This window comes from Streptomyces sp. NPDC029296 (assembly GCF_055569255.1).
On record NZ_JBVHXT010000038.1, the window covers coordinates 61,098 to 85,600 of the forward strand.

The window sequence follows — 24,503 nt, forward strand, 5'->3', positions numbered from 1 at the left end:
GCGTGTGGTGGGGCCGATACGGCGGTGGCAGCAGCGGCACTGGCGGGAGCGCGGCAAGGCGGACCGGGTGGAGCTGTACACGGTGGTCACCTGGTACGTCACCACCTGGTTCTTCATCCTGAGCTGGCTGATCCTGCCGCTGACCCCCGGACTCGTCCACGGCCGGCCCGCGGCCCTCCTCCTCGGCGTCCCGCTGATCCTGGTGGCCGCCCTGCAGTGCGCCGCCGCGAACCGGCTCACCCGGCCCGCCCTCGGCCACTATCTGGGGCGGTCCCGGCTGCTGGCCGGCGCCCACCGCGTCCCGGCCGTCCTGCTGGGCCTCGCCGTGGCGCTGATCGTGGCCCTCGCCGCCGTACGCGGAGCCGACCGGCCGACGATCCGGCTGGCACTCGGCGCCGCCCTGCTGCCGTTCGGGATGCTCTACGGCCTCATCGTCCCGGTACGGGTGTACCTGCGGAACGCGGCGGTGCTCGCGGCGCTGCTCGTGGCCGCCCTGGGGATCGCCGACCGGTCCGTCGCCGGGCTGGTCGGAACCGCGGCGGCCACCGCCTTCATGACGGTGTTCGCGCTGCTCGCCTACCGGTGCGGCTCCTGGACCCTGTCCGTGCTGTGGGAGGCGGAACGCGCCCGCGAGGTGGAGGCCCGGCTCGCCGTCGCCGAGGAACGGCTGCGGTTCGGCCGGGACCTGCACGACGTGCTGGGCCGGAACCTGTCGGTGATCTCCCTCAAGAGCGAGCTGGCCGTCCAACTGGCCCGGCGGGGGCGGCCGGAGGCGGTGGAGCAGATGATCGAGGTGCAGCGCATCGCGCAGGAGACCCAGCGGGAGGTGCGGGCCGTCGTGCGCGGCTACCGGGAGGCCGACCTCGGCGCCGAACTCGCCGGGGCGCAGGGCGTGCTGGCGGCGGCCGGGATCGACTGCGAGGTCCGCGCGGAGACCGGCGGGCTGCCCGCCGAGGTGCAGTCCGCGCTCGGCTGGGTGGTGCGCGAGGCGGCCACCAACGTGCTCCGGCACGGGGACGACGCGGGCCGGTGCCGGGTGGGGCTGACGGTGCGAGAGGGTCAGGCGGTGCTGACGGTGGAGAACGACGGCGCCGTGGCGGCGCCCGGGGACGAGGGCGGCGGCTCGGGACTGGCCGGACTGCGGGAACGGCTGGCCGCCGTGGGCGGGACCCTGGAGGCCGGCCACGTCGGCCCCGGCCGGGACCGGTTCCGGCTGATCGCGGAAGTACCCCTGACCACGGTGGGAGGAGTCACCTCATGAGCGGTCCGGTACGGCTGTTGCTCGCCGACGACGAGCATCTGATCCGGGGCGCGCTGGCCGCGCTGCTGTCCCTGGAGGACGATCTGCTGGTCGTCGCGGAGGCGGCGAGCGGGCCCGAGGCACTGGCCATGGCGCTGGCGCACGCGCCCGACGTCGCCGTCCTGGACCTGCAGATGCCGGGTGCCGACGGTGTGAAGGTCGCCACATCGCTGCGCGCCGAACTGCCCGGCTGCCGGGTGCTGATCGTCACCGGGCACGGCCGCCCCGGGCATCTGAAACGGGCGCTCGCGGCCGGTGTGCGGGGGTTCGTCCCGAAGACGGTCAGTGCCCGGCGGCTCGCCGAGATCATCCGCACCGTGCACGCGGGAAACCGTTACGTGGATCCCGAGTTGGCCGCCGACGCGATCTCCGCCGGGGACTCCCCGCTGACCGCGCGGGAGGCCGAGGTCCTGGAGCTGGCCGCCGACGGGGCACCGGTCGCGGAGATCGCCGAGCGGGCCGCGCTGTCGCCGGGGACCGTGCGGAACTACCTCTCCTCGGCCGTCACCAAGCTCGGTGCCGAGAACCGTCACGCGGCGGTGCGTCTCGCCCGCGAGCGAGGTTGGGTATAGTTGCTCTCGCGCCACGGCGCAACGCGGACGTAGCTCAGTTGGTAGAGCGCAACCTTGCCAAGGTTGAGGTCGCGAGTTCGAGCCTCGTCGTCCGCTCCACGAAGAAGCCCCCGGTTTTCGCCGGGGGCTTTTCGCGGGCCCCCGGCTTCCGCCGGGGGCCCGCGGGCTACGACCAGCTGGTGCCCGTCAGCCGCTCGTACGCCTCCACGTACTTCTGCCGGGTCGCGGCCACGACCTCGTCCGGCAGCGGCGGCGGGGGCTGCTCGCTCCGGCGGTCCCAGCCGGAGGCCGGCGAGGTCAGCCAGTCGCGCACGAACTGCTTGTCGTACGACGGCTGGGCGCGGCCCGGCTGCCAGGTGTCGGCCGGCCAGAAGCGGGAGGAGTCCGGGGTGAGGACCTCGTCGGCGAGGACGAGCGTGTCGCCGTCGAAGCCGAACTCGAACTTGGTGTCGGCCAGGATGATCCCCCGGTCCCGGGCGATGTCCCGGGCCCGCGAGTACACGGCGAGGGTGGCTTGGCGCAGCTGGGCGGCGGTCTCCGCGCCGACCTGGCGGGCCACCTCCTCGTAGGAGACGTTCTCGTCGTGCTCGCCGACCTCGGCCTTGGTGGCCGGGGTGAAGATCGGGGCGGGCAGCTCGGAGCCGTCGACGAGGCCCTCGGGGAGGGCGAGGCCGCAGACCGTACGGGACTCCCGGTACTCGGCGAGGCCGGAACCGGTGAGGTAGCCGCGGGCCACGCACTCCACCGGGACCATCTTCAGGGACTTGCACACCAGCGTCCGGCCCGCCCAGTCGGCCGGGGCGCCCTCGGGCACCTCGGTGCCGATCACGTGGTTCACGGCGAGGTCGCGCAGCTGGTCGAACCACCACAGGGAGAGCCGGGTGAGCACGCGGCCCTTGTCGGGGATCTCCGTGGGCAGCACCCAGTCGTAGGCGGACATGCGGTCGCTGGCGACCATCACGAGGTCGCCCGCCTCGTTCTGGTACAGATCGCGCACCTTCCCGGTGTGCAGGTGCACCAGGCCCGGAACCTCGATCGGCTCGGGCTTTTCTACGAATCCGGACACGGTTCCTCCCCGTGGCTCTGTCCAATGCACCCGATTCTCCCGTACGGGGCCGATCGGGCGCGCCCGGGGGTCAGTCGCGTTTGCAGATGCGGTCCAGCAGGTTCGCCGTGGCGCGCTGGACCCGGGTGTCCACGTGGCCCGGGCGGTCCAGGGCCGGGGACCAGGCGAAGGTCCCGGAGGCGAACACCCAGGCGCCGGAGGGGGCGCGGTAGAGGGACGTCTCCTGGTGGCGCAGGACGCCGTCGGCGTCGGTGTAGGGGGAGTGGGCGAGCAGGATCCGTTCGTCGTGCTCGGGCAGCGCGGTGCGCGGGAAGTAGCGGTCCGCCTCGCCGGCGACCAGGTCCTTGATCTCGTCGCCCTCGTGCGCGCCGGTCGCCTCCCACAGCCAGTGGCCGCCGTTGCGGACGATCAGCGGGCGCGGCTCGGGCACCTGGCCCGCGTACTGGATGCCGACCAGTTCCTGTTCGGGCCGGTCGATCTCGCGCCAGAGCACCGGCTTGCCGGGCCCCTTGCGCTTGCGGCAGGTCAGCAGCCGGTCCGGGACACCGGACGGGGACGGGGCGAGCTCCACCTGCCAGTACATGGTGTTGGCGGAGAGGAAGACCAGGGAGGTGCCCCGGTCGCGGGCCTCTTCGACGGCCCGGCGCATCGGCACCGACCAGTACTCGTCGTGGCCCGGGAAGACCAGGCCCCGGTAGCGGGTGGGGTCGATCCGGCCGGCGTGCAGATCGCGGGCGTCGGCGTAGGCGAGGTCGTAGCCGTAGCGCTCGGCCCAGCGGATGAAGTCGTAGGCGTGGCCGACGTGCAGGGGCAGGCCCGCGCCCGCGTAGGGCCGGTCGAAGGAGACCGTGGTGGCGGCGTCGGCCTCGCCGAGGAGGCGGCCGTGCTCGTCCCAGGCGTGGTAGAGGCTGGCGCCGGTGTGGCCGTCCTCCGGGTAGAGGTTGTACGCCTGCCAGGTGACGTCGGGCAGCAGCAGGAGCAGATCGGCGGGGTGGCTGTCGCGGACCGTGAAGGGCACGTGGGAGCGGTAGCCGTCGGCGGTGGTCAGGACGGCCACATAGGCACCGATGCTCCAGTAGGAGGGCACCTGGAGGCGCCAGGACAGCCACCAGTGGTGGCAGGAGACCGTGCGGTCGGCGGTCAGCGGCGGGGGCTGGACGATGCCGGACAGGCGCGGGCTGGTGGTGATCTTCGCCGCGCCGTCGCCGCCGTAGTGGCCGATGCGGTAGATGTCCACGAAGAACTCCTGGGGCGGGTCGACCGTGATGTGGAAGTCGATCGCCTCGCCGGGCGCGACCGCGCCGCTGGACGTGAAGCCCTTGATCTGGCGGTGCACGTCGTCGGCCGAGCGGGGGCCGGAGGAGGAGGTGCGGAGGGCGGGAGCGCGGCGGCCGGCCGCCCCTGCGGCCTGCGGGCAGGCGTCGACGTACCAGGGCATCACCTTGCCGAAGTCGTCGATGTACGGCTCACTGCCGCGCAGCCAGGGCACCGGGCCCTGGCCGAAGGGATCCGTGACGCCATGCGCGAGTGCTCCGGACTCCCAGCGACGAATGTGGTCCGAGGCCATGGTCGCTCCCCTCCCTCATCCCCCCGTGTCTGTCTCGGTGGTGCCCGCTGAGCGGTGATGCTCCGCCGTGCTCGGACGCGCTGTCGTATGTCGCGCGCCATTGCCAAAGGCGTGGTCGGCCCCAGCACATCACATTACGCACGGGGCCGGTCACTACTCGTTGCGAATTGCCTTGAAGTGGAAGACGCGTTTCCGCTACGGGGGAGAGAGCGGAGGCGGCTTGCCGGAGGGTGCGGTGGCTGCGGCGGTCCGGCCCGGTTCCGGCCCGCGCGGCGCGGGCCGCGGGGGCCGGCCGCGGCGGGATCACACGAGCCGTACGGGCTTTTCGGGGCGTATCCCGAACGCGGTGAGCCAGTCGCGCAGCGGGCGCGGGTCGCCGTCCTCGATCAGGGTGAGCACCTTGGGCGCGAGGTCGGCGGCGCGTTCGCCGTCCAGCAGCAGGGAGGGGCCGTCCAGCCAGTCCAGGGCGGGGACGGCGCCGGCGGTGTCCACGGCCGCGCAGCACACCATCGCCGTGACGTGGTCGGCGAGGAGTTCGCGGGCGGTGCGGTGTGGCTGGAGCGGGAACGGGGGCAGGCCGTAGTCACCGGGGGCCCACGCGGTGCCGTCGGGGCCGTGGTGGGCACCGGCGGCGCCCTTGTGGCCCTTCCGGGCCTGCTGCGCGCGGGCCTCCTCGCGGGCCAGCTCGGCGGTGAGGAGAGCGGCCAGGGCGACGCCGCGGGGCGTTCCGGGCTCCGCCTCGGCCTCACCGTCGGCGTCCACTTCACGCCCACCCGTACCACCCGCACGTGTGACGTCGTCGAGGACGGAAGGCCCCCGCGGGTGACTCCCGGCGTCGGCGGCTCGGGGGTGGGCGGGGGCGAGGGGCTCGACGGCGGCTTCCCGCGCCGGGGTCCCGCCGGGGGCCGGGTAGGCCAGGGGCCCGCCCTGAGCCGTCTCCGCCGGGGTGCTGCCGTCGGCGGTCTCCGTCTGGGGCTCGCCGTCGGGGGCCTGCGGGGCGGTCTGCGCCTCGGGCCTGCCGTCGGAGGGCTGCGAGGCGGCCTGTGCCTCTGTCCTGCCGTCAGGGATCTGCTGGACAACCCGGTCCAAGGGGCCTTCGGCGGTCTGCGGGGCGGTCTGCGCCTCGGGCCTGCCGTCGGAGGGTTGCGAGACGGTCTGCGCCTCCGGGCTGCCGTCAGGGATCTGCTGGGCAACCCGGTCCAAGGGGCCTTCGGTAGCCTGCGGGACAGCCCGGTCCGGAGAGCCTTCGGGATTCTGCGGGACGGTCCGTGGCCCCGGCCTGCCGTCGGAGGACTGCGGGACGATCTGCGCCTCGGGCCTGCCGTCGGAGGGTTGCGAGACGGTCTGCGCCTCCGGCCTGCCGTCAGGGATCTGCTGGGCAACCCGGCCCAAGGGGCCTTCGGTGGCCTGCGGGGCAGCCCGGTCCGGAGGGCCTTCGGGATTCTGCGGGGCGGTCCGTGACTCCGGCCTGCCGTCGGAGGTCTGCGAGGCGGCCTGGTCCAGTCGGTCTTCGGGAGTCTGCGGGGCGGCCTCGGGGGTCTGCTGGGGAGTCTGGGCCGGGGAGGCTTCGGTGGTGGTCCGGGCCGCCGGGCCGGCCGGTGTCGGTCGCGTGGTCTCTCGCGCCGGTTTCCCGTCGGTGCCGGCCTCGGGCGCGGGCTCGTCGCCGGCTGCGGGGGCGGCGGTGGTCAGGTGGTTCAGGACGCGGGCCAGGGTGGGGCCGCCCGGGTCGCGGGGGCCGGCGGCCGGGGCGGGGCGGACGCCCAGCGAGTCCAGGGCCCGGTGCAGGCGGGCCGCGTCGACGCGCCAGGTGCGGTCCACGACCTCCTCCGGGTACGCCTGCCAGTCGACCGGCGCCCAGTCGGAACACGGCTCGGCGGGGCCGCCGTGGAAGAGGCGGGCGGCGAGCAGGGACGCGGCCTCGTCCACCGTGCCGGGTTCCTCCAGCAGGTCGCAGGCCGGCCGCTCGCCGAGCCGGGAGGCGAAGCCCTCGGCCAGCCGGTCGCGGCGGGACAGCTCGGTGAGCGCCGCCACCACGCCCGCGTCCAGCCGGGACGGCCAGCGGCCCATGCGCCAGGCGGGCAGCGCGACCCTGGTCAGCAGGCGGTCCCAGCCGGCATAGGCCAGCCCGACCTGCTCCTGGGCGACGATCCGCAGGCCGTAGTCGACCGCCTGGGCGCGTTCGGCCGCCGCCGCGGCGACCCCGCGCTCCATCAGCGTCGCGTGCTCCCGGCAGCCGCGCAGCAGCAGCCGCGCCACCCAGCCGACGGCCGCGCACAGCCCCCGGACCGGCGGACGGCGGCCCGGAGCCGAGGTGACCGCCACGGCCGCGTCCAGCCCGCGCACGAAGCGGCGGGCGGCCGCTATGTCGGGGTGCGCCGAGGGGCCCGTGCCCGCGATGACCGGGGCGAGGACCGCGCGCAGCTCGCCGACGCGCATCCACCACAGGAACGGGGAGCCGATGACCAGGACCGGCGGGGTCGGGGTTTGGGGGGCCGCCGGCCGGCCGGGTGCCGGACGCGGGGGCGGGCCGTGCGCCGAGTGCGCCCGGTCCTCCAGCCAGCTGTCGCAGTCCGGGGTGAGGGCTATGGCCGACGGGGCCGGCACGTCCAGGCGGTCGGCGAGGTCGCGCACCATCCGGTACAGATCCGGGGCGGACTCCTCCGGGATCGGCACCGTGGGGCTGGTGGCGGGGCGGGCCCGGGCCACCACCAGGGCGACACTCGCGGCGGTCAGCAGCGCCAGCACCGCGAGCGCGCCCACGGCCCAGCGGGCGGCGTCCCAGCCCGGGCCGACGAACCGGCCGGTGGAGACGCCGGCCAGCAGGATCACCGCGGCGCCCGCGGGCAGCAGCGCCACACCCAGCGCCCGGCCCCGGACCCGCAGCACGGCGAGGGCCCGGGAGCGCGCGGCCTGCGCGCCCGCCTCCACACCGATTCCGGTCACGTGCCGACCTCGCCCCCTCCCTGCCGCTCGCGTGCTGTCCTGGTGGTGCTCACTCCCCCACTGTGGCACCCGTCACTGACATCGCAATGCCGGTGGGCCAAGTGCCGGAACGCTTGCGCGGCACCCTAGTTGGGGCCCGGGCCCCCGTCAGCCGGATAGCCGATTGCTCACTCGATGGAATGGCTTTGGTCAGAGCTGGGTGACAGAAAGCAAGGGTCAGGCCCCGGATCACGGATCCGGGGCCTGATGACAAAACCGCAGGTCAGAAGGGCAGGAGCTCAGACGTCCGCAGACTGCGCCGCCTTCGCCGCGATGTCCGTGCGGTGCTGCGAGCCGTCCAGCCCGATCCGGCCCACCGCCCGGTACGCCCGCTCGCGCGCCTCGGCCAGGTCCTTGCCGGTGGCGGTGACGGACAGCACGCGTCCGCCGGCGCTGACGACCGCGTCGCCGTCCCGCTTCGTCCCGGCGTGCAGCACGTACGCGTGCGGGGCGTCCTCGGCGGCGACCGCGTCCAGCCCGGTGATCGGGTCGCCGGTGCGCGGGGTGTCCGGGTAGTTGTGCGAGGCGACGACGACGGTGACCGCCGCGTCGTCGCTCCAGCGCAGCGGGGGGAGGTCGGCCAGGTTCCCGGTGGCGGCGGCCATCAGCACACCGGCCAGCGGCGTCGCCAGGCGGGCCAGCACGACCTGGGTCTCCGGGTCGCCGAAGCGGGCGTTGAACTCGATGACCCGGACCCCGCGCGAGGTGATCGCGAGACCGGCGTAGAGGAGCCCGGAGAAGGGCGTGCCCCGGCGGCGCATCTCGTCCACCGTCGGCTGGAGCACGGTCTGGAGCACCTCGTCGACCAGCTTCGGGTCGGCCCACGGCAGCGGCGAGTACGCGCCCATGCCACCGGTGTTCGGGCCCGCGTCGCCGTCCAGGGCACGCTTGAAGTCCTGGGCGGGCTGGAGCGGTACGACGGTCTCCCCGTCGGTGACGGCGAAGAGGGACACCTCGGGGCCGTCGAGGAACTCCTCGATCACCACCTGCTCGCAGCCGGCCGCGTGCGCCTTGGCGGCCTCCAGGTCGGACGTGACGACCACGCCCTTGCCGGCGGCGAGGCCGTCGTCCTTGACGACGTAGGGGGCGCCGAAGGCGTCCAGGGCCTCGGCGACCTCGTCCGCGCCGGCGCAGACGTAGGAGCGGGCGGTCGGCACCCCGGCCGCCGCCATGACGTCCTTGGCGAAGGCCTTGGACCCCTCCAGCCGGGCGGCCTCCCCGGAGGGGCCGAACACCGGGATGCCGGCCGCGCGGACGGCGTCGGCGACACCGGCGACCAGCGGGGCCTCCGGGCCGACGACGACCAGCTCGGCACCGAGGCGGGTGGCGAGTCCGGCCACGGCCGCGCCGTCGAGCGCGTCGACCGGGTGCAGCTCGGCCACTTCGGCGATGCCGGCGTTGCCGGGGGCGCAGTACAGCGCGGTGACGTCGGGGTCGAGGGACAGGGAGCGGCACAGGGCGTGTTCGCGGGCGCCGCCGCCGATGACGAGGACCTTCACGGGGTCAGCCTAATGGCAAGGTCGCCGAAGCCCGGGCGCCGGGTTTGTCGGAGCTTCCTCCAAAAGACGCCGGCCGCGCCCGTCTCCCGCCCCCGGGGCGGGGGCTTCCCGCGGGACGGCGAACCCCCGTCGGGGCCCGCCCGCCCCCGGGCTACTCGTTGGAGAACTCCTCCACGACCGTCGCTCCCAGCTCCCGCACGATCAGTTCGTGACCGGACAGGGCCGACTCGTCCAGGTCCGGGTCGTCGTCCTCGGGGATGTCGTCCTCGAGGGCTACGGGCGGCGGCTCGGGGGCGGCGGGCGGCTGGGGCGGCGGCACGGGACCGGAGGCGGCCGGGGCGCTGTGCCGCGGGGCGGTGGCGGCCTGCGGGGCGGCCTGGGGCGCCGCCGGGCGGGGGGCGGCCGGGGCGCCGTAGCCACCACCGCCGGGAGCGCCGCCGTAGCCGCCGGCGGGGGAGCCGCCGTAGCCGCCGCCTCCGCCGTGGCCGGGCGTGCCGCCCGGGGACTGCGGGGCGCCGCCGCCGGACGGGTCGACGATCGCCTCGATCTTCCACTGCACGTTGAACTGCTCGGCCAGCGCCTGCCGCAGCACGTCCTCGCTGCCGCTGCCGGAGAAGTTGTCCCGGGCGCCGGCGTTGACGAAGCCGAGCTGGAGGGTGGTGCCGTCGAAGCCGGTCACCTGGGCGTTCTGGCTGAGCAGGATCCAGGTGAAGCGACGGCGGTTCTTGACGGCCTCCAGGATGTTCGGCCACAGCGCGCGGGGGTCCAGACCTCCGGTGGGGGCGGGCGCCGGGGCCTGGGGCGCCGGAGCGGGCGCGGGGGCCGCGTGGGCCGGCTGCTGCTGGGGCTGCTGCTGCGGCTGTCCGGTGCCCTGACCCTGGCCGGGCCGCCCGCTCGCCGGGGCGGCGGCCGTGGGCCAGCCGCCGGGGCGACGGCCGCCGCCGGCGGGGGCGGCCGTGGGCCAGGCGCCGGGGGCGGGGGCGTCCGGGGCGGCAGTGCTCCGCGCCGCCGCAGGGGCCGGGGCCACCGGGGCGGGGGCCGCCGGGGCGACGGGCGCGGGGGCGGGGGCGGGCGGAGGCGCCGGGACGGCGGGGGCGGGCGGGACGGCCTCGGCCGGACCACCGGGAGCCGCCGGAACCCCCTCGGCACTCGGAGCGCCCGGGGCGCCCGGGCCGCGGACGGCCGCGCGGGCCGCCGCCGGGCCCCCACCGGGCGGCACGGACACCGCACCCACGCCCGGGCCGGGCCCTGCCGCGGGAGCGCCTCCGTGGGCCTCGGGGCCCGGGGCGTACCCCATGGCGGGCATGCCGCCCCCGCCGGAGAAGCCGATGCCGCGTTCCAGGCGGTCGAGGCGGGCCATGAGGGAGCGCTCGTCGCCGTAGGCGGCGGGGAGCAGGACGCGGGCGCAGATCAGTTCCAGCTGGAGGCGGGGCGAGGTGGCGCCGCGCATCTCGGTCAGGCCCTCGTTGACGAGGTCGGCGGCGCGGCTCAGCTCGGCGGCGCCGAACGTCTCGGCCTGGGCCCGCATCCGCTCCAGCACGTCGGCCGGGGCGTCGAAGAGGCCCTTCTCCACGGCGTCCGGCACGGCGGCGAGGATCACCAGGTCGCGCAGCCGCTCCAGCAGGTCGGCGACGAAGCGCCGCGGGTCGTTGCCCCCCTCGATGACCCGGTCCACGACCTCGAAGGCGGCGGCCCCGTCACCGGTGGCGAAGGCCTCCACGACGGAGTCGAGCAGGGAGCCGTCGGTGTAGCCGAGGAGGGAGGTCGCCATGGCATACGTCACACCGTCCTCGCCGGCGCCGGCGAGGAGCTGGTCCATGACGGACATGGAGTCACGCACGGAACCGGCGCCGGCGCGCACGACGAGCGGCAGCACGCCGTCCTCGACCGGGATGTCCTCCTTCTGGCACACCTCGCCGAGGTACTCGCGCAGCGTGCCCGGGGGCACCAGCCGGAACGGGTAGTGGTGGGTACGCGACCGGATGGTCCCGATGACCTTCTCGGGCTCGGTGGTCGCGAAGATGAACTTCAGGTGCTCCGGCGGCTCCTCGACGACCTTCAGCAGCGCGTTGAAGCCGGCCGACGTGACCATGTGGGCCTCGTCGATGATGTAGATCTTGTAGCGGCTGCCCGCGGGGCCGAAGAAGGCCTTCTCGCGCAGCTCACGGGCGTCGTCCACACCACCGTGAGAGGCCGCGTCGATCTCGATGACGTCGATGGACCCCGGCCCGTTGCGGGCCAGGTCGCGGCACGACTGACACTCCCCGCAGGGGGTCGGTGTGGGACCTTGCTCACAGTTCAGGCAGCGGGCGAGGATGCGCGCGCTGGTCGTCTTGCCGCATCCGCGGGGGCCGCTGAACAGGTACGCGTGATTGACCCGGTTGTTCCGCAGCGCCTGCTGCAGCGGGTCGGTGACATGCTCCTGCCCGATGACCTCGGCAAAGGTCTCCGGGCGATAGCGGCGGTACAGCGCGAGAGACGACACGCATACGAGGTTAATGGGGCGCACCGACAACGGGCCCCGCCCGCGGATCCGGAACCCAGGGGCCGGGGAACGCAAGGGCCCCCCACGCACCCGCCAGAGCCGACCTACCCTTGCTGCCTTCCGGCCCTGGGGGAGTTCAGTCAGATAGCGCCGCGTGAGGGGCTGTGCCCCACAGTACCCGATGGCGGCCCCGGGACCGAACCCGGCCGCCCGGCCCTCCGCACCCGGGGACGGCCTGCGGGAACGGGTTCGCGAGCACTCCCCTCGGTCATGTAATGTTCTCGGCGGAGGATTCGCCTAGAGGCCTAGGGCGCACGCTTGGAAAGCGTGTTGGGGGCAACCCCTCACGAGTTCGAATCTCGTATCCTCCGCCAGTGCCTCACCGGGCACGATGTCGAAGGGCCCCCTGGAAACAGGGGGCCCTTCGGCGTTGTCCTCCCGGACCGTGAAAGTGGTTCCGGGTCCCTCTGGCGTTCGCCCTTCCAGGGACTACCGGATCACGTTCAGCGGTCGGTCGCGGCGTCAGGGGCCAGGTGCGGGCGGCCTGTCGTCCTCCGTGTTCCCGGCGTCGCACCCTCGGTCTCCGTCCGTCGCCTCGTGTGCCGTGTTCGTCGGCAGGGCCCCGGGATACGTACGGAAGCGGCGGCCGGTCTGCTCACCAGGTCGGGCGGGAGGTCACCCCGCCGTCCACCACGAGGTCGTGGCCGGTGATCCAGGAGGCCAGCGGGGAGGCGAGGAAGGCGCAGGCGTCGGCCACGTCCTCGGGCCGTCCCAGACGGCCGGCCGGGGCGGCGGCGAGCCAGCGGCGGACGCCGTCCGGCCAGGACTCGGCGAGGCCGGGCCGGTCGATCAGGCCGGGCGAGACCGTGTTGACGCGGATGCCGTCGGGTCCGTACTCCAGGGCCGCCGCGCGGGCGTGCATGACCACCGCCGCCTTGGCGGCGCCGTAGTGGGCGTGGCCGGGTGCCGGGTGGGCGGCCTCGATGGAGGCGATGTGGGTGATGGTGCCGCCGCCGTGGGCGCGCATGTGGGCGGCGGCGGCCTGGGTGCAGGCGAAGACGCTGGTGAGGTTGGTGTCGACGACCGTACGCCAGTCCTTCGCGGTCAGTTCCGGGAGCGGCTGGACGGGCTGGACGGCCGCGTTGTTGACGAGCGCGGTCAGGTGCCCCTCCGACCAGTCCGTCGTCTCCTCGACCAGGCGGCGGCAGGCGGCCTCGTCGGTCAGGTCGGCCCGGAGGACGACCGCCCTGCCGCCCGCCGCCCGGATGCGGTCGGCCACCTCGGTGGCGGCGGTGAGCGCCGTGCGGCAGTGCACGGCGACCGCCGCGCCGTGCTCCGCGAAGCGCAGCGCGAGGGCGCGGCCGATGCCGCCGCCCGCGCCGGTCACCAGGGCGGTCTGTCCTTCGAGCAGGCGCGGGGACACGGTCATGGGCGGCGGGGCTCCGTGCTCGGGGACGCGGAGGGGGTCATGGGCGGCAGAGTTCCGTGATCAGGGCGGCCTCGGCCGGGTAACGCGCCGTGAGGTCGGCCGGGTCCCCGTGTTCGTAGTCCGTGTAGGTGAATCCGGGGGCCATCGTGCAGCCGAAGAACGTCCACGCGCCGCCCGCCGCCACCCGCGCGCCCATCCAGGTGCGGGCCGGCACGGTCAGCTGGAGGTGCTGGCCGCCGCCGGGGTCCGGGCCGAGGACGGGGCGGCGGATGGTGCCGTCGGGGGCGAGGAGCAGCAGGTGGAGTGGGTCGCCGAGGTAGAAGTGCCAGGTCTCGGCGAAGGGCAGCCGGTGCAGGGCGGAGAAGTCGTCGGCGGTGAGCAGCGCCACGATCGCCGATCCCTCGGGGCGGCCGTCCGGACGCTCGGGCCCGGCCCAGGTGCGCCGGAACAGGCCGCCTTCGCGGGGAATGGGTTCGAGGCCGTAGCGCGCGGTCAGCTCTTCGGGCGTCGTCACCCGGGGAAGGCTACCGCCCGGTCCAGAAAAGCGAGTTGGGCGTGCTTCTCGGGCAGGTACACCTCGGGCAGGTCGACCTCGGGCAGGACGACGGCGGGGCCGCGGGTGAAGCCCTGGCGTTCGAAGCGGGCGATCGCCTTGTCGTTGCGCACGTCCGGGTCGATCACGATCCGCGGCCGGTCCAGGACCCGCAGCACGTACGTCGTCATCGCCCTCACCAGTCCGGACGTCCAGCCGGGGTGCGGGCCGCCGGGTCCGGCGGGGGCGAGGAGGAGGTGGACGCCGAGGTCGCCGGGGCGGACGTCGTAGCACTCGCCGACCCGGTCGGCCGAGGGCTCGTACGTCTGGAACAGCGCGGCCGGTTCGCCGTCCTTGGTGACCAGGTGGGCGTGGTGGGTGTCGAGGGTGGCCATGTGGGCGTAGACGTCGGCGACCTGGTCCCGGGTGAGGCCGTTCATGCCCCAGAACGCGGCGCGTTCGTCGCTCACCCAGGCGTGGATCAGTTTCGCGTCGCCCTCCGGGTCGAGGGGGCGGATCCGGACGGTGCCGTAGCCGTCGATGTGCTGGACGTGCAGGTCGGTCATGGGTCTCCTCGGGGGTGCGGGGCGCTCGGGGGTGAGTCGGGACCAGTCGGTGACCACCGGGGCCAGGTCGCCCGCGAGCCACAGGGGCAGTTGGTCGTGGTGGTGGGCGGTGCCGGGTGCGCCGTCGGCGCCGAAGGGCACCACCCAGCGGCTGTTCGCGCGGTCGGCCAGGTCCCAGACGAAGCGGGCGGCCGGGCCGCGGGCGGCGCGGTCGGTGACGCCGGGGACGGCCGAGGTGCACAGCACGCAGTCGTGGTCGCCGCCGAGACCGGGTTCGGCGGCGGCGGCGTCCGGCTGCCCGGGCAGCGCCCGCCAGGGGGCCAGGCGGTGGGTGGCCGACCAGGGCCGGGCGGGCGGTGCGGCGGCGGTCTCCTCGAGGGCCGCGCGGACGACCTCGGCGCGGTCGATGTCGTACAACTCCTTCGCTTCCAGGAGGTGTTCGAGGGCGTGACCGATACGGGGCACGAGGGCCAGCCAGGGGCGCAGGACGTCCGGGCAGGCCGGGGGCTCGGCGAGCGGGGCGAAGGCCGGGTGCGCGGCGAGGCGGCGTACGACCGCGTGGCGCAGCGCCGCGAACGCCGCCGCGTCGGTGCTGTCCGCGTCCATCCGGCGGTCCCAGTCGAGCAGGCGGTCGCGCAGGGTCGCCGCGGCGGGGGTGAGGCCGGTGAGGGCGGTGAGGCGCTCCAGCAGGGGGGCGGCGGAGCCGAGGTGGGTGTCGGTGTGGATCGCGGCCATGTCGTCGGCGGTCCAGACGCGGCGCGTGCCGAGCAGGGCGGCGATGCGGGCGGCGCGGTGGGGCGGGGCGAACTCGACGCCGAGGGGGGCGGCCAGGCCGCGGGCGTTGGCCATCACCGCGATGCCGTCGGTGGTGGGCGGGTCGGCGTACGGCGTCTCGTGCGTGCCGTGCCAGTCGTGGCCGGGCTGCCAGGCCGGGACCGGGTGGAGGAGGTTGGCGGCGGCGCGGCGGGGGACCTTTCCGGCGACGCGGTGCAGGGTGCCTCCGGCGGTGTCGGCGGCCTGGACGACGTTGACCGGCTCGGTCCAGGCGTCCAGGGCGCGGTCGACGTCGGCGACGGTGCGGGCGCGGAGGAGGGGGAGCAGGGCGCCGAAGCCGAGGTCTTCCGTGACGCGGGGCGGGTAGCGCAGGGCCAGCGCCTCGCCCTCGGCTCCGCCCGCGCGGTCTTCCGCCGTCAACGGCCGGTCCCGGCCGGCGTCCGCCCCCGGCCCGGGCTCTTCCCCCGGCGCCGCGAGCGCGTCCGGTCCCTCCGGGCCGCCGGCTATCACCGGGCCCCGGGGCGTCTCGATCAGCTCTATCTCCAGCGGTGGTGCGGAGGCGATGTGGACGGTCTCCGTGTGGCGGGCGGCGCGTTGCCAGGTGCCGTCGGGGCCGAGGGCCTCGACGCCCGCGCCGGTGCGGCGGAGCCGTTCGCGGTAGAGGTCCTGGTAGTCGGCCATGGCGTTGGTGATGGCCCAGGCGACCGTGCCGGTGTGGCCGAAGTGCGCGATGCCGGGCACGCCGGGCACGGCCAGGCCGACGACGTCGAACTCGGGGCAGGCCAGGCGGATCTGCTGGTAGACGCCGGGGTCCTCGATGAACCGGTGCGGATCGCCGGCGAGCAGCGCCCGTCCGCCGGCGGTGCGTTCCCCGGTGACCAGCCAGCCGTTGCTGCCCGCCGTGCCCGTCCCGTCCGTGGCGAACAGGCCGACCGCCTCCGGCCCCAGATGCCGTATCACCTGCTCGCGCCAGAGCTTGGCGGGGAACCCGGCGAACAGGATGTGCGTGCCGAGCCAGACCCCGAGGGGCGTCCAGGGCTGCCAGCGGCCCGGGACCAGAGCGGCGCGGGCGAACTCGGGGGCGCGGCGGGCGCCGGCGGCCAGCCCCTCGTTGACGCCGTCGACGTACGCCCGTACCCAGTCGGCCGTCTCGGCATCCCGGTGCTCCAGCGCGGCGAAGCAGCGCCGGGCGGTGTCCTCCAGCCGGGCCCGGCGGGCGAAGACGTCCCAGGACAGGGCCTCGGCGCCGAGGAAGGACGCGGAGGTGCCCCGCGCCCGGTGGCGCTCGACCTCCAGTTGCCAGGCCCGGTCGTGCGCGGTGACCAGGCCCTGGGCGCGGGCCAGTTCGCGGGCGTCGGAGGCGCGCAGGTGGGGGACGCCCCGGGCGTCGCGGTAGATCTCGATGGCCACGAGGGACCCCCTAGAGGATTTTAGGTTAGCCTTGCCTAAGTATTTTCTGTGGCGGAATCGTACGCGAACGATGGAGGGGGCATGGGACAGGGGCGGGGCTGGGAAGGCGCGGTCCTACGACTGCTGCGCGCCAAGGACTTCGTACTGACCGTCCTCGACGCCGAGGACGTGACCCCCGACTACCGTCGGCTGCGGCTGAGCGACGGCGGGCTGCTCGCCGCGACCGGCGTCCACCCGACGATGTGGGTCCGGCTGTGGTTCGACGACCGGGGCCGGCCGCACCAGCGGGCCTACACCCTGGTCGACCCCGACCCGGAGGCGGGCACCTTCGGTCTCGAATTCGCCCTGCACGAGGGCGTGGCCTCCGACTGGGCCCGGGCCGCACGGCCCGGCGACACCATCGAGGCCACCGTCCAGGGCACCGGCTTCCGGGACCCCGACCCCGCGCCCTCCCACCTCGTGGCGATCGGCGACGCGGCCTCGCTGCCCGCCATCAACTCCCTGCTCGGCGCCCTCGGCCCGGCCCCGGCGACCGTCTGGTTCGAGGGCGAGCCGGCGGGCCTGCCCCACCGGGCCGAGCCCGGCCGGCACGAGATGCGCCCGGTGCCCCGCCGGGACGCGGGCGCCCACCTGGTGGAACGGGTCCGCGCCGAGCTGCCCGCCGTCCTCGCCGGCACCCCGCACCCGTACGTCTGGATCGCCTGCGACACGGCGACCACCCGCACCCTCGCGGCCTACGTGCGCAAGGAACTGGGCGTGCCGAAACAGCGCGTGCACGCGCTGGGGTACTGGCGCGCGGACTCCCCGCCCGGGGGAGGGGACTGAGCGGGCGGGGCGGGCGGGGGCGCGGGATCATCGACGCATGGACGTCACCCTGCACCTCGCCCAGGACCCCGCGGCCGACGCGCTGCTCGGGCGCTCCCCGCTCGCCGCGCTGACCGGGATGCTGCTGGACCAGCAGATCCCGATGGAGTGGGCGTTCAAGGGTCCCCGGACCATCGCCGACCGGCTCGGCGCCGAGGACCTGGACGCCCACGAGATCGCCGCGATGGACCCGGATGCCTTCGCCGCGCTGCTCTCCGGCAAGCCCGCCGTGCACCGCTACCCGGGCTCGATGGCGAAGCGGATCCAGCAGCTGTGCCAGTACCTGGTCGAGCACTACGACGGGGACGCGGAGGCGGTCTGGCGGGACGCCGGCAGCGGGGCCGAGCTGCTGCGCCGGCTGGAGGACCTGCCGGGGTTCGGCAGGCAGAAGGCGCAGATCTTCCTGGCCCTGCTCGGCAAGCGGCTCGGGGTCGCCCCCGAGGGATGGCGGGAGGCCGCCGGTGCCTACGGCGAACCGGACTCCTTCCGCTCCGTCGCCGACATCACCGGACCCGAGTCGCTGGCCAAGGTGCGCGCCCACAAGCAGGAGATGAAGGCGGCGGCCAAGGCGGCCAAGGCGACGAAGAAGAAGTAGCGGAGGAACGGGAGGAGGAAGGGGAGGAGGAAGGGGGAAGCGCGCGGCGGACGCGGAAGCGGAGGCTCCCGATCCCCGTCCGGACCACTCCGGTGGCCCCCCTCCCCCGCCCGCTCGCAGCATGGAGCATGACCGAGGCACCGCGCGGCGGTCCCGCCGGGGACCGCGAGTACGACGACCGGCACGTGCACGCGGGAGATCACGTGCACGCGGGAGAAGCGGCCCGCGGGCACCCCGCCGCGGAAGCGGCCCGTGGCCACCCGGAACCGGAACCGCCGTTCGAGGGCCCGCTGCACACCCTGTCCCGGGCCGCCTGGCAGGCCGTCCTGCTCACCGGCATCGGCTCCCTGCTGCTCGGGGTCCTGGTGCTGGTCTGGCCGGGCGCCTCCCTGCTCGCCGCCGGTGTGCTGTTCGGCCTGTACCTGCTCTACAGCGGGGTCCTCCAGCTGGTCTCCGCCTTCGGCACGCACCAGGCGACCTCGCTGCGCGTGCTGGCCTTCATCAGCGGCGCGCTGTCGATCCTGCTCGGCCTGCTCTGCTTCCGCGGGCCCATGCGGTCGATCCTGCTGCTCGCCCTGTGGATCGGGATCGGCTGGCTGTTCCGGGGGATCACCCAGTCCCTGGCCGCCCTGCACGACCCCCGGATGCCCGCGCGGGGCTGGCAGATCCTTCTCGGCGTCCTCACCTTCGTCGCCGGGATCGTGCTCATCGACTCGCCGTTCGAGTCGGTCGCGGTGCTCACCCTCGTCGGCGGGATCTGGCTGGTCGCGGTGGGCGTCGTCGAGGTCCTCACGGCGCTGCGCATGCGCGCCCGGGCCCGCCGGGTGCCACGGACGCTGTGACCCGCCCTCGGCCGCACGGACCCCGCGTGCCCCCGAACGGCTTGTTCTGCGCCGTGGCGGGCCACGCGTCCCGCCCGAGCGGGGAAACAACGGCCATGAGCACGCACAGCGCCCGCGCGTCCGGCAGCCGCCACCGGCTGCGGGTACTGGCGCTGCTGCTCGTCCTGTGGGTGCCCGGTGCCCAGGTGCCGGTCCAGGCCGGCCCGGACCTCGCGGTGGCCGCCGGGACCGCCGAGCACGACGTCCTCGGCACGACGGCGCTCCGCCCGCCCGCCCGCGCCGTCCACCGGGCCGACGCCCCCGCGCGCCCCGCGCCCCTGCCCGGCCCGGCGCCCGCCGGACCGGGCCCGGTCGCGTCCCCGCCGCCGTCCGCCGCGTCCCCGCCGCGCACGGTGGTGCTGCGCTGCTGACGGACCCGCGCTCCCCCCGCAAGGTCGGCCGGCTCGACGCAAGGAGCAGCACAGCCATGCCCCACGACCCCTACGCCGTCCTGCGCGCCCTGCTGCGCGCGGAGGCCCGGCGCGGCACGCCCCCCGGACCGGACCAACGGACCCCCCGGCCTGAGCGCGCACCGGACGAGAACCGGAACCGCTGAGCCGCCCCCGGCGGGGGCGGGCCCCCCGCCTCCGCCGGACCACTGGTCACCGCCTCCGCCGGGCCGTGCCGAACAGGGAGCGGGTGATCTCCCGGCCGATCCGCGTGCCGACCGAGCGGGCCGGCGACCGGAACATCCCGCTGTTCACGACCTGTTCGACCAGCGAGGGCTCCTCCCCCGGCGCCTCCCGCGACCTCGTCCGGGGACCCGGTGCCGCCTCCCTCGGCCCCGCGGCGCTCAGCTTCTCGTACGCCGACTCGCGGTCCACAGCCTGTGCATAACGGCCGTGGAGCGCGGAGGCGCGGACCGCCCGCTCCAGTTCGGCGGGGTCCACCGGGCCCATCAGGGACTCCGGGACGCGCAGCCGGGTGGCGGCGACCGGGGTCGGCGCGCCGGTCTCGCCGAGCACGGTCACCACGGCCTCGCCGGTGCCCAGCCCGGTGAGCAGTTCCTCCAGGTCGTACGCCGGTTCCGGGAAGGTCCGCACGGTCGCCCGCAGGGCCTTGCGGTCGTCCGGGGTGAAGGCGCGCAGGGCGTGCTGGATCCTGTTGCCGAGCCGGCCGAGGACATCGCCGGGCACGTCCTTCGGGGTCTGACGCCCCGGCCGTCCGGTGCCGTGCGCAGCAGGTCGGCGGTGTCGAACTCCGGTTCGCCGAAGAAGTCCGCCATGCCGTGCGCCTCGAACTCCGTCAGCGAGCGCAGGATCACCCCGGCGGTGGCGCGGGACAGGCCGCCGATCCCCTTCAGCTCGGCCCTGCCCTCGTCCGAGGTGAGGAAGGCGGCGACCGCGCGCAGGTCCTTGAGGTCGGTCAGCTCAGGCCCTTGGTGTCGGCGTAGTGGAAGACCAGGCCGAGGGACTGCTCCTGGGTCCGGTTCAGCCGGAGGGCCTTGGCCAGCAGCACCGGCCCGAAACCGGTGACCGTGGCCCGTACCGGAATGCCGTGGCCGAGGCCGCCGAGCGCGTAGAACTCCGCCGGGAAACCGGCCGGGGCCCACTCCTGCCCGACCTCGCCGGCCCGCCGCCGTACCCGGTCGCCGCCTTGTCCGGGCCGCGCGATGCCGGACAGGTCGCCCTTGACGTCCGCGAGGAACACCGGCACGCCCCGCGCGGAGAGCTGCTCGGCGATCAGCTGGAGGGTCGTGGTCTTGCCGGTGCCGGTGGCGCCCGCGGCCAGACCGTGCCGGTTGAGCACCGACAGCGGGACGCGGACGGGCGCGCCCGGCAGGCACCGTCCGTCCCACAGGAGCGCACCGAGGTCGGGCGCGGGACCGGCGAAGGCGTAACCGGAGGCGATCCGCGCCGCCTCGGCGGGCGGCGCGGCGGCCTCCGGGGCGCCGGCGGACGGCACGCTCTCGCTGTCACTCATCTCGGGCCCCTGTTTCCCGTAGCGGCCTGTATGCCCGTATTGGTGATCCCTTGCCCCGTCTTCGAACCGTCTTTTCAAGCGTCGCACCGGGCCGCCATGGCTGCGCCCGGAACGTGTTGGCCGGTAGGCTTTCCGTGTGATCTTCAAGCGCATCGGAAACGGCCGGCCGTACCCCGACCACGGCCGGGAGAGCACCCGGCAGTGGGCGGACGTCGCGCCGCGCCCGGTCCGCCTCGATCAGCTCGTCACCACCAAGCAGCAGCTCGACCTGGAGACCCTGCTCGCGGAGGACTCGACGTTCTACGGCGACCTCTTCGCGCACGTCGTGAAGTGGCAGGGCGACCTGTATCTGGAGGACGGGCTGCACCGCGCGGTCCGCGCCGCCCTCCAGCAGCGCCAGGTGCTGCACGCACGCGTGCTCGAACTCGACTGACCCGGCGGGACACGGCCGTTGGCCCTTTCGGGTTCGCCGACCGGCATCGGCTGATCATCTGATAGGCATCGCCGCCCGGGCGCACTACGCTGCGCTCATGAGCATGCTGACTCCTCCCGGCATGGGCGGCCAGTACCGGATCACGGGGGACAAGTACCCCCGTATGCGTCCGCCCCGCCGGCACGGCAGGCTCGTGGCCGCGGCGGTCGCGTCCGTCGCCGTGCTCGGTCTGCTCGGCTGGGGCACCGTGCAGCTCGTCGACGTCTTCACCGGCGGCGGCGACACCACGGCGGCCGGCCGTACGGCGGACTGCCGCACCGGGGCCCACCGGGCCGGCCGGACCGATCCGGCCCCGGTGGCACGGGCGGACTCCCTGCCCGCGCCCGGCCGGATCACGGTGAACGTCTACAACGCCACCGCGCGCACCGGGCTCGCCAAGAAGACCGCCGACGAACTGCGCCGGCGCGGCTTCCGGATCGGCAAGGTGGGCAACGCGGCCAAGGCGTACGACAAGAAGGTGAAGGGCACGGGCCTGCTCCTCGGCTCCCCCGCCGCCCAGGACACCTCGCTGCGGGTGCTCGCCACCCAGCTCGCGGGCGCCGACCTGCGCGCCGACGCCCGCAAGGGCGCCGACCTCGATCTGATCATCGGCGACGCCTTCAAGACCCTGACCCGCCAGCAGACGGCCGACAAGGCCGTGACCACGCTGACGGCCCCCCAGGACACGGCTCCCGCGACAAAGGCCTGCTGATCAGGCCCGGGGAGCCGCACCCCGGCAAAAGCGCCGGAAGGAGCTACTCCGCGGAGCCGTAGAGCCGGTCTCCCGCGTCCCCCAGCCCCGGCACGATGTACCCCTGCTCGTTGAGGTGATCGTCGACCGCCGCCGTGACCACGGTCACCGGCGTCCCCGCCAGCTCGCGCTCCACCACGGCGACCCCCTCGGGAGAGGCCAGCAGCACCACGGCCGTCACGTCGTCCGCGCCGCGCTTGATCAGCTCCCGGATCGCCGCGACCAGCGTGCCGCCCGTCGCCAGCATCGGGTCGAGCACGTACACCTGGCGGCCCGACAGGTCCTCCGGCATGCGCGAGGCGTACGTGGACGCCTCCAGCGTCTCCTCGTTGCGGATCATGCCCAGGAAGCCCACCTCGGCGGTCGGCAGCAGCCGGACCATGCCGTCCAGCATGCCGAGGCCGGCCCGCAGGATCGGCACCACCAGCGGACGCGGACGGGCCAGCTTCACACCCGTGGTGCGGGCGACCGGTGTCTGAATGTCGACGGTCTCGGTCCGCACGTCCCGCGTCGCCTCGTAGGCGAGCAGGGTGACCAGCTCGTCGGCGAGCCGCCGGAAGGTCGCGGAGTCGGTGCGCTGGTCGCGCAGCGTGGTGAGCTTGTGAGCGACCAGGGGGTGGTCGACGACATGGAGACGCATGCCCCTAACGGTACCTGCGCCCCCGGCCGCCCTCACGCTGGCGTCAAACCGGCCGTCCGGGGGAAAGTGGGAGGGAGGGAATGGGGTGGTGTGACGTGTCCGATCTGCCTGACCAGCCCGGAAAACCCGAGAGCGAGGCCGAGCGCCGGCGGCGGCGCGCCCGGTTCCTGCGCGATCTCGCCGAGGCCCGGGAGCTGCGTGCCCGGGTGCGGCCCCGGCACGCCAAGGCCGCCCGGCTGCGCCAGGCGCTGCGCATGCGCACGTTCCGCTGGTAGCCCGCGAGGCCGTGACCGGCGCCGAGGACCCGCGCCCGCACCGGTGTTGGAGAGGCGGCCGTGCGTGGACGCGGCGAAAAGCCGCGTACGATCCGCAGGTGGCGGCAACGAGTGCGCTGCTGAGCCGATCACGGACCAACGATCGAAACAGCCAGACACAGGGAGCCGAAGACGTCCCCTGAACGCCTTGTTTCTGCCACGATTCCGAGTGGGTGGGGCTCGGAGCCCAGCTCTCTCCGCCCACGTACCTCCGCCGGGGGGACCCCCAACCGGCACGCCTATGACCAGTGGGAGAGTCACGGTGTACTTCGCCGCACTGCTCGCGCGCACCGAAGACGGGTGGGAAGCGAGCGACACAGAGCTCGACGATGTGGAGACCCTGTCGGATCTGGCCGACCTGGCCCGGGAAGCCTCTCCCGACGAGGACACGGTGCTCGTCCTGATCGAGCAGGAGGACGCCTGGTTCGGCGTCGTCCGCGTGGACGGCGAGGAGGACCCTCGCATCTACGTCTCGGACGCCGCCGCCGCCCGCCGCAGCGCGTACGGGGAGCTGCTGCTCACCGACGAGCTGCTCGGCCGGGAGCCCGGTACGGACGACGTCCCGGACCTGGACGCGCTGGACCTCGACGGCACCGAGGAAGGCGAGTCCGAGGACGACGAGGAGGAGAGCGCCGCCGACGCGGTGCCGCACAGCCCGGTGGGCGACAGCGGCATCCTCGACGATCTGGGCATCAGCGAGAAGGAGCTGCGGGCCCTGGACGCCGACGACGCGCTGGGCACGATCGCCGAGGCGCTGGGCGCCTCGGAGGTGCTGGAGACCGTCCGCTGACCACGGCACGGAATCCCCAGGACGTCCCGGACCCGGCGGGGCACCCGCGCAGCACCCCGGACCCGGTACGGGACCCCTGGCGGGCCGCGATGCGGCTCGCCCTGGACCAGGCCGGCCTGGCCGCCCGGGGCGGCGACGTCCCGGTCGGCGCCGTCGTGCTGTCCCCGGACGGAACGACGGTGCTCGGCTCCGGACACAACGAGCGCGAGGCCACCGGCGATCCCACGGCCCACGCGGAGATCCTCGCCCTGCGGCGCGCGGCGGCCACCCTGAACGGGGCGGCGCGCGCCGGAGGCCGGATCCGCGAGTGGCGGCTGACCGGCTGCACGCTCGTGGTGACCCTGGAGCCCTGCACGATGTGCGCGGGCGCGCTCGTGCAGTCCCGGGTGGACCGGGTGGTCTACGGCGCCCGGGACGACAAGGCGGGCGCGGCCGGCTCCCTGTGGGACGTGGTGCGCGACCGGCGGCTCAACCACCGCCCGGAGGTCGTCGCCGGCGTCCTCGAGGCGGAGTGCGCCCGGCCGCTCACGCAGTTCTTCCGGGACCGCTGACAGGACTGCCGGCGGGACCGCCCGCGGGACGGCCGACCGGGCGCCGGGCACGGTCACCGGGCCCCGCGGACACCGATTTCGAACCACGCCTCCCCGTGCTGTAAGGTCTCCCTCGGTAGCGTGTCCGAGCGGCCGAAGGAGCTCGCCTCGAAAGCGAGTGTGGCGCAAGTCACCGAGGGTTCAAATCCCTCCGCTACCGCTCGCAGCAGGGCCCCGCCGAGAGGCGGGGCCCTTCGCGTGTCCCGGCTCACAACGGGCGGGCGCCGACGGACTGTCACCCCGGCGCGCGAGGCCCGGACGTTACACTCACGGCCGGCAACAGGGGGGCCTTGGGGCCTGGCACAGGGAGGCCGTGGTGGCGGTGAACGTCAAGAAGATCGCCGTGTACGTCCTGGTGGTCTTCGCGCTGTACGTGATCATCACGGACCCGGCCAAGGCGGCCGACTACGTCCAGATAGGCTTCGAAGGCATATCGGACGCGGCCGGGGCCGTCGGGGACTTCATGACCTGGGCCGCCAACGGAGGAAAGAGCTGAGGTAC

Annotated in this window: 22 protein-coding genes, 3 tRNA genes, 1 other RNA gene and 1 pseudogene; 16 read left to right on the forward strand and 11 right to left on the reverse strand. The window is 74.9% G+C overall.

What is annotated here, in order from left to right:
- Positions 1 to 4: 4 nt before the first annotated feature.
- The 3 genes from ACZ4W9_RS29695 (at position 5) to ACZ4W9_RS29705 (ending at position 1,971) form a co-directional block, all read left to right on the forward strand.
- The gene (locus tag ACZ4W9_RS29695; protein ID WP_467940981.1) at positions 5 to 1,261 is read left to right on the forward strand and encodes a sensor histidine kinase; all 1,257 of its coding nucleotides are present in this window, start codon (positions 5 to 7) and stop codon (positions 1,259 to 1,261) included.
- Positions 1,258 to 1,872, forward strand: a complete 615-nt coding sequence (locus ACZ4W9_RS29700) for a response regulator (protein WP_467940983.1) — start codon at positions 1,258 to 1,260, stop codon at positions 1,870 to 1,872. The genes ACZ4W9_RS29695 and ACZ4W9_RS29700 overlap by 4 nt, the downstream gene beginning before the upstream one ends.
- Before the next feature lie 23 nt (positions 1,873 to 1,895).
- Positions 1,896 to 1,971, forward strand: a tRNA-Gly gene (locus ACZ4W9_RS29705).
- 67 nt (positions 1,972 to 2,038) lie between these two features.
- Here the strand turns inward: ACZ4W9_RS29705 and ACZ4W9_RS29710 are convergent.
- From ACZ4W9_RS29710 to ffs, 6 genes are all read right to left on the reverse strand, one after another.
- Complete coding sequence (locus ACZ4W9_RS29710; protein ID WP_467940985.1) at positions 2,039 to 2,938, reverse strand: phosphoribosylaminoimidazolesuccinocarboxamide synthase; 900 nt, start codon at positions 2,936 to 2,938, stop codon at positions 2,039 to 2,041.
- A gap of 70 nt (positions 2,939 to 3,008) precedes the next feature.
- Positions 3,009 to 4,505, reverse strand: coding sequence for a N,N-dimethylformamidase beta subunit family domain-containing protein (locus ACZ4W9_RS29715; protein ID WP_467940986.1), 1,497 nt, complete (start codon positions 4,503 to 4,505; stop codon positions 3,009 to 3,011).
- 303 nt (positions 4,506 to 4,808) lie between these two features.
- Positions 4,809 to 7,448 (reverse strand): hypothetical protein, encoded by a 2,640-nt coding sequence (locus ACZ4W9_RS29720; protein ID WP_467940987.1) that lies wholly within the window; start codon positions 7,446 to 7,448, stop codon positions 4,809 to 4,811.
- 278 nt (positions 7,449 to 7,726) lie between these two features.
- Positions 7,727 to 8,986, reverse strand: coding sequence for a phosphoribosylamine--glycine ligase (purD, locus tag ACZ4W9_RS29725; protein WP_467940989.1), 1,260 nt, complete (start codon positions 8,984 to 8,986; stop codon positions 7,727 to 7,729).
- A 151-nt stretch (positions 8,987 to 9,137) separates the two neighbouring features.
- Positions 9,138 to 11,471: a DNA polymerase III subunit gamma and tau gene (locus tag ACZ4W9_RS29730; RefSeq protein WP_467940990.1), complete on the reverse strand. Its 2,334-nt coding sequence runs from the start codon at positions 11,469 to 11,471 to the stop codon at positions 9,138 to 9,140.
- Between the two features lie 70 nt (positions 11,472 to 11,541).
- Positions 11,542 to 11,638: signal recognition particle sRNA small type (gene ffs / locus ACZ4W9_RS29735), an RNA gene on the reverse strand.
- Between the two features lie 119 nt (positions 11,639 to 11,757).
- Here ffs and ACZ4W9_RS29740 point away from each other — a divergent pair.
- A tRNA-Ser gene (locus ACZ4W9_RS29740) sits at positions 11,758 to 11,845 on the forward strand.
- A 281-nt stretch (positions 11,846 to 12,126) separates the two neighbouring features.
- Here ACZ4W9_RS29740 and ACZ4W9_RS29745 read toward each other — a convergent pair.
- The 3 genes from ACZ4W9_RS29745 to ACZ4W9_RS29755 are packed head-to-tail and all read right to left on the reverse strand — an operon-like array spanning position 12,127 to position 16,182.
- Positions 12,127 to 12,900 carry an SDR family NAD(P)-dependent oxidoreductase gene (locus ACZ4W9_RS29745; RefSeq protein WP_467940992.1) on the reverse strand — a complete coding sequence of 258 codons (774 nt, stop codon included), beginning with the start codon at positions 12,898 to 12,900 and terminating at the stop codon, positions 12,127 to 12,129.
- Between the two features lie 37 nt (positions 12,901 to 12,937).
- On the reverse strand, positions 12,938 to 13,414 hold the full coding sequence (locus tag ACZ4W9_RS29750) for a cupin domain-containing protein (protein ID WP_467940993.1): 477 nt from the start codon (positions 13,412 to 13,414) through the stop codon (positions 12,938 to 12,940).
- Positions 13,411 to 16,182, reverse strand: a complete 2,772-nt coding sequence (locus ACZ4W9_RS29755; RefSeq protein WP_467940994.1) for a GNAT family N-acetyltransferase — start codon at positions 16,180 to 16,182, stop codon at positions 13,411 to 13,413. The genes ACZ4W9_RS29750 and ACZ4W9_RS29755 overlap by 4 nt, the downstream gene beginning before the upstream one ends.
- A gap of 81 nt (positions 16,183 to 16,263) precedes the next feature.
- Between ACZ4W9_RS29755 and ACZ4W9_RS29760 the strand changes: the two genes are divergently transcribed.
- From ACZ4W9_RS29760 to ACZ4W9_RS29780, 5 genes are all read left to right on the forward strand, one after another.
- Positions 16,264 to 17,007, forward strand: a complete 744-nt coding sequence (locus tag ACZ4W9_RS29760; protein WP_467940995.1) for a siderophore-interacting protein — start codon at positions 16,264 to 16,266, stop codon at positions 17,005 to 17,007.
- A 37-nt stretch (positions 17,008 to 17,044) separates the two neighbouring features.
- Positions 17,045 to 17,641, forward strand: a complete 597-nt coding sequence (locus tag ACZ4W9_RS29765; RefSeq protein WP_467940997.1) for an HhH-GPD-type base excision DNA repair protein — start codon at positions 17,045 to 17,047, stop codon at positions 17,639 to 17,641.
- Between the two features lie 128 nt (positions 17,642 to 17,769).
- Positions 17,770 to 18,483: an HdeD family acid-resistance protein gene (locus tag ACZ4W9_RS29770; RefSeq protein ID WP_467940998.1), complete on the forward strand. Its 714-nt coding sequence runs from the start codon at positions 17,770 to 17,772 to the stop codon at positions 18,481 to 18,483.
- A 95-nt stretch (positions 18,484 to 18,578) separates the two neighbouring features.
- The gene (locus ACZ4W9_RS29775) at positions 18,579 to 18,893 is read left to right on the forward strand and encodes a hypothetical protein (RefSeq protein ID WP_467941000.1); all 315 of its coding nucleotides are present in this window, start codon (positions 18,579 to 18,581) and stop codon (positions 18,891 to 18,893) included.
- 56 nt (positions 18,894 to 18,949) lie between these two features.
- A complete protein-coding gene (locus tag ACZ4W9_RS29780; protein WP_467941002.1) occupies positions 18,950 to 19,078 on the forward strand; it encodes a hypothetical protein in 129 nt (42 codons plus the stop codon).
- 46 nt (positions 19,079 to 19,124) lie between these two features.
- On the opposite strand, the pseudogene ACZ4W9_RS29785 reads toward ACZ4W9_RS29780, so the two are convergent.
- Positions 19,125 to 20,445: pseudogene (locus tag ACZ4W9_RS29785) on the reverse strand (helicase HerA-like domain-containing protein).
- 136 nt (positions 20,446 to 20,581) lie between these two features.
- Between ACZ4W9_RS29785 and ACZ4W9_RS29790 the strand changes: the two are divergent.
- Positions 20,582 to 20,878, forward strand: a complete 297-nt coding sequence (locus ACZ4W9_RS29790) for a type II toxin-antitoxin system VapB family antitoxin (RefSeq protein ID WP_004943146.1) — start codon at positions 20,582 to 20,584, stop codon at positions 20,876 to 20,878.
- A gap of 97 nt (positions 20,879 to 20,975) precedes the next feature.
- A complete protein-coding gene (locus tag ACZ4W9_RS29795) occupies positions 20,976 to 21,629 on the forward strand; it encodes a LytR C-terminal domain-containing protein (RefSeq protein ID WP_467941003.1) in 654 nt (217 codons plus the stop codon).
- A 43-nt stretch (positions 21,630 to 21,672) separates the two neighbouring features.
- On the opposite strand, the gene upp is transcribed toward ACZ4W9_RS29795, so the two are convergent.
- Entirely contained in the window at positions 21,673 to 22,308 is a 636-nt protein-coding gene (gene upp / locus ACZ4W9_RS29800) for a uracil phosphoribosyltransferase (protein WP_467941004.1), read from the reverse strand.
- Between the two features lie 80 nt (positions 22,309 to 22,388).
- Here upp and ACZ4W9_RS29805 point away from each other — a divergent pair, with 80 nt between their 5' ends.
- The 5 genes from ACZ4W9_RS29805 (at position 22,389) to ACZ4W9_RS29825 (ending at position 24,498) form a co-directional block, all read left to right on the forward strand.
- Positions 22,389 to 22,583 carry a hypothetical protein gene (locus ACZ4W9_RS29805; protein WP_467941005.1) on the forward strand — a complete coding sequence of 65 codons (195 nt, stop codon included), beginning with the start codon at positions 22,389 to 22,391 and terminating at the stop codon, positions 22,581 to 22,583.
- 301 nt (positions 22,584 to 22,884) lie between these two features.
- Complete coding sequence (locus ACZ4W9_RS29810; protein WP_467941031.1) at positions 22,885 to 23,412, forward strand: tRNA adenosine deaminase-associated protein; 528 nt, start codon at positions 22,885 to 22,887, stop codon at positions 23,410 to 23,412.
- A gap of 89 nt (positions 23,413 to 23,501) precedes the next feature.
- A complete protein-coding gene (gene tadA, locus ACZ4W9_RS29815) occupies positions 23,502 to 23,963 on the forward strand; it encodes a tRNA adenosine(34) deaminase TadA (protein ID WP_467941007.1) in 462 nt (153 codons plus the stop codon).
- A 114-nt stretch (positions 23,964 to 24,077) separates the two neighbouring features.
- Positions 24,078 to 24,162: transfer RNA gene (locus ACZ4W9_RS29820), tRNA-Ser, on the forward strand.
- A 156-nt stretch (positions 24,163 to 24,318) separates the two neighbouring features.
- Positions 24,319 to 24,498 (forward strand): hypothetical protein, encoded by a 180-nt coding sequence (locus tag ACZ4W9_RS29825; RefSeq protein WP_344351499.1) that lies wholly within the window; start codon positions 24,319 to 24,321, stop codon positions 24,496 to 24,498.
- The last annotated feature ends 5 nt before the right edge of the window (positions 24,499 to 24,503 follow it).

What these genes read in the sequence shown, in the direction of transcription:
- ACZ4W9_RS29700 (WP_467940983.1), top strand. Translation starts at nt 1,258, where the DNA reads ATGAGCGGTCCGGTACGGCTGTTGCTCGCCGACGACGAGCATCTGATC.
- ACZ4W9_RS29715 (WP_467940986.1), bottom strand. Translation starts at nt 4,505, where the DNA reads ATGGCCTCGGACCACATTCGTCGCTGGGAGTCCGGAGCACTCGCGCAT.
- tadA (WP_467941007.1), top strand. Translation starts at nt 23,502, where the DNA reads ATGCGGCTCGCCCTGGACCAGGCCGGCCTGGCCGCCCGGGGCGGCGAC.
- ACZ4W9_RS29745 (WP_467940992.1), bottom strand. Translation starts at nt 12,900, where the DNA reads ATGACCGTGTCCCCGCGCCTGCTCGAAGGACAGACCGCCCTGGTGACC.
- upp (WP_467941004.1), bottom strand. Translation starts at nt 22,308, where the DNA reads ATGCGTCTCCATGTCGTCGACCACCCCCTGGTCGCTCACAAGCTCACC.
- ACZ4W9_RS29805 (WP_467941005.1), top strand. Translation starts at nt 22,389, where the DNA reads ATGGGGTGGTGTGACGTGTCCGATCTGCCTGACCAGCCCGGAAAACCC.
- ACZ4W9_RS29775 (WP_467941000.1), top strand. Translation starts at nt 18,579, where the DNA reads ATGAGCACGCACAGCGCCCGCGCGTCCGGCAGCCGCCACCGGCTGCGG.
- ACZ4W9_RS29795 (WP_467941003.1), top strand. Translation starts at nt 20,976, where the DNA reads ATGAGCATGCTGACTCCTCCCGGCATGGGCGGCCAGTACCGGATCACG.
- ACZ4W9_RS29765 (WP_467940997.1), top strand. Translation starts at nt 17,045, where the DNA reads ATGGACGTCACCCTGCACCTCGCCCAGGACCCCGCGGCCGACGCGCTG.
- ACZ4W9_RS29760 (WP_467940995.1), top strand. Translation starts at nt 16,264, where the DNA reads ATGGGACAGGGGCGGGGCTGGGAAGGCGCGGTCCTACGACTGCTGCGC.
- ACZ4W9_RS29770 (WP_467940998.1), top strand. Translation starts at nt 17,770, where the DNA reads ATGACCGAGGCACCGCGCGGCGGTCCCGCCGGGGACCGCGAGTACGAC.
- ACZ4W9_RS29780 (WP_467941002.1), top strand. Translation starts at nt 18,950, where the DNA reads ATGCCCCACGACCCCTACGCCGTCCTGCGCGCCCTGCTGCGCGCGGAG.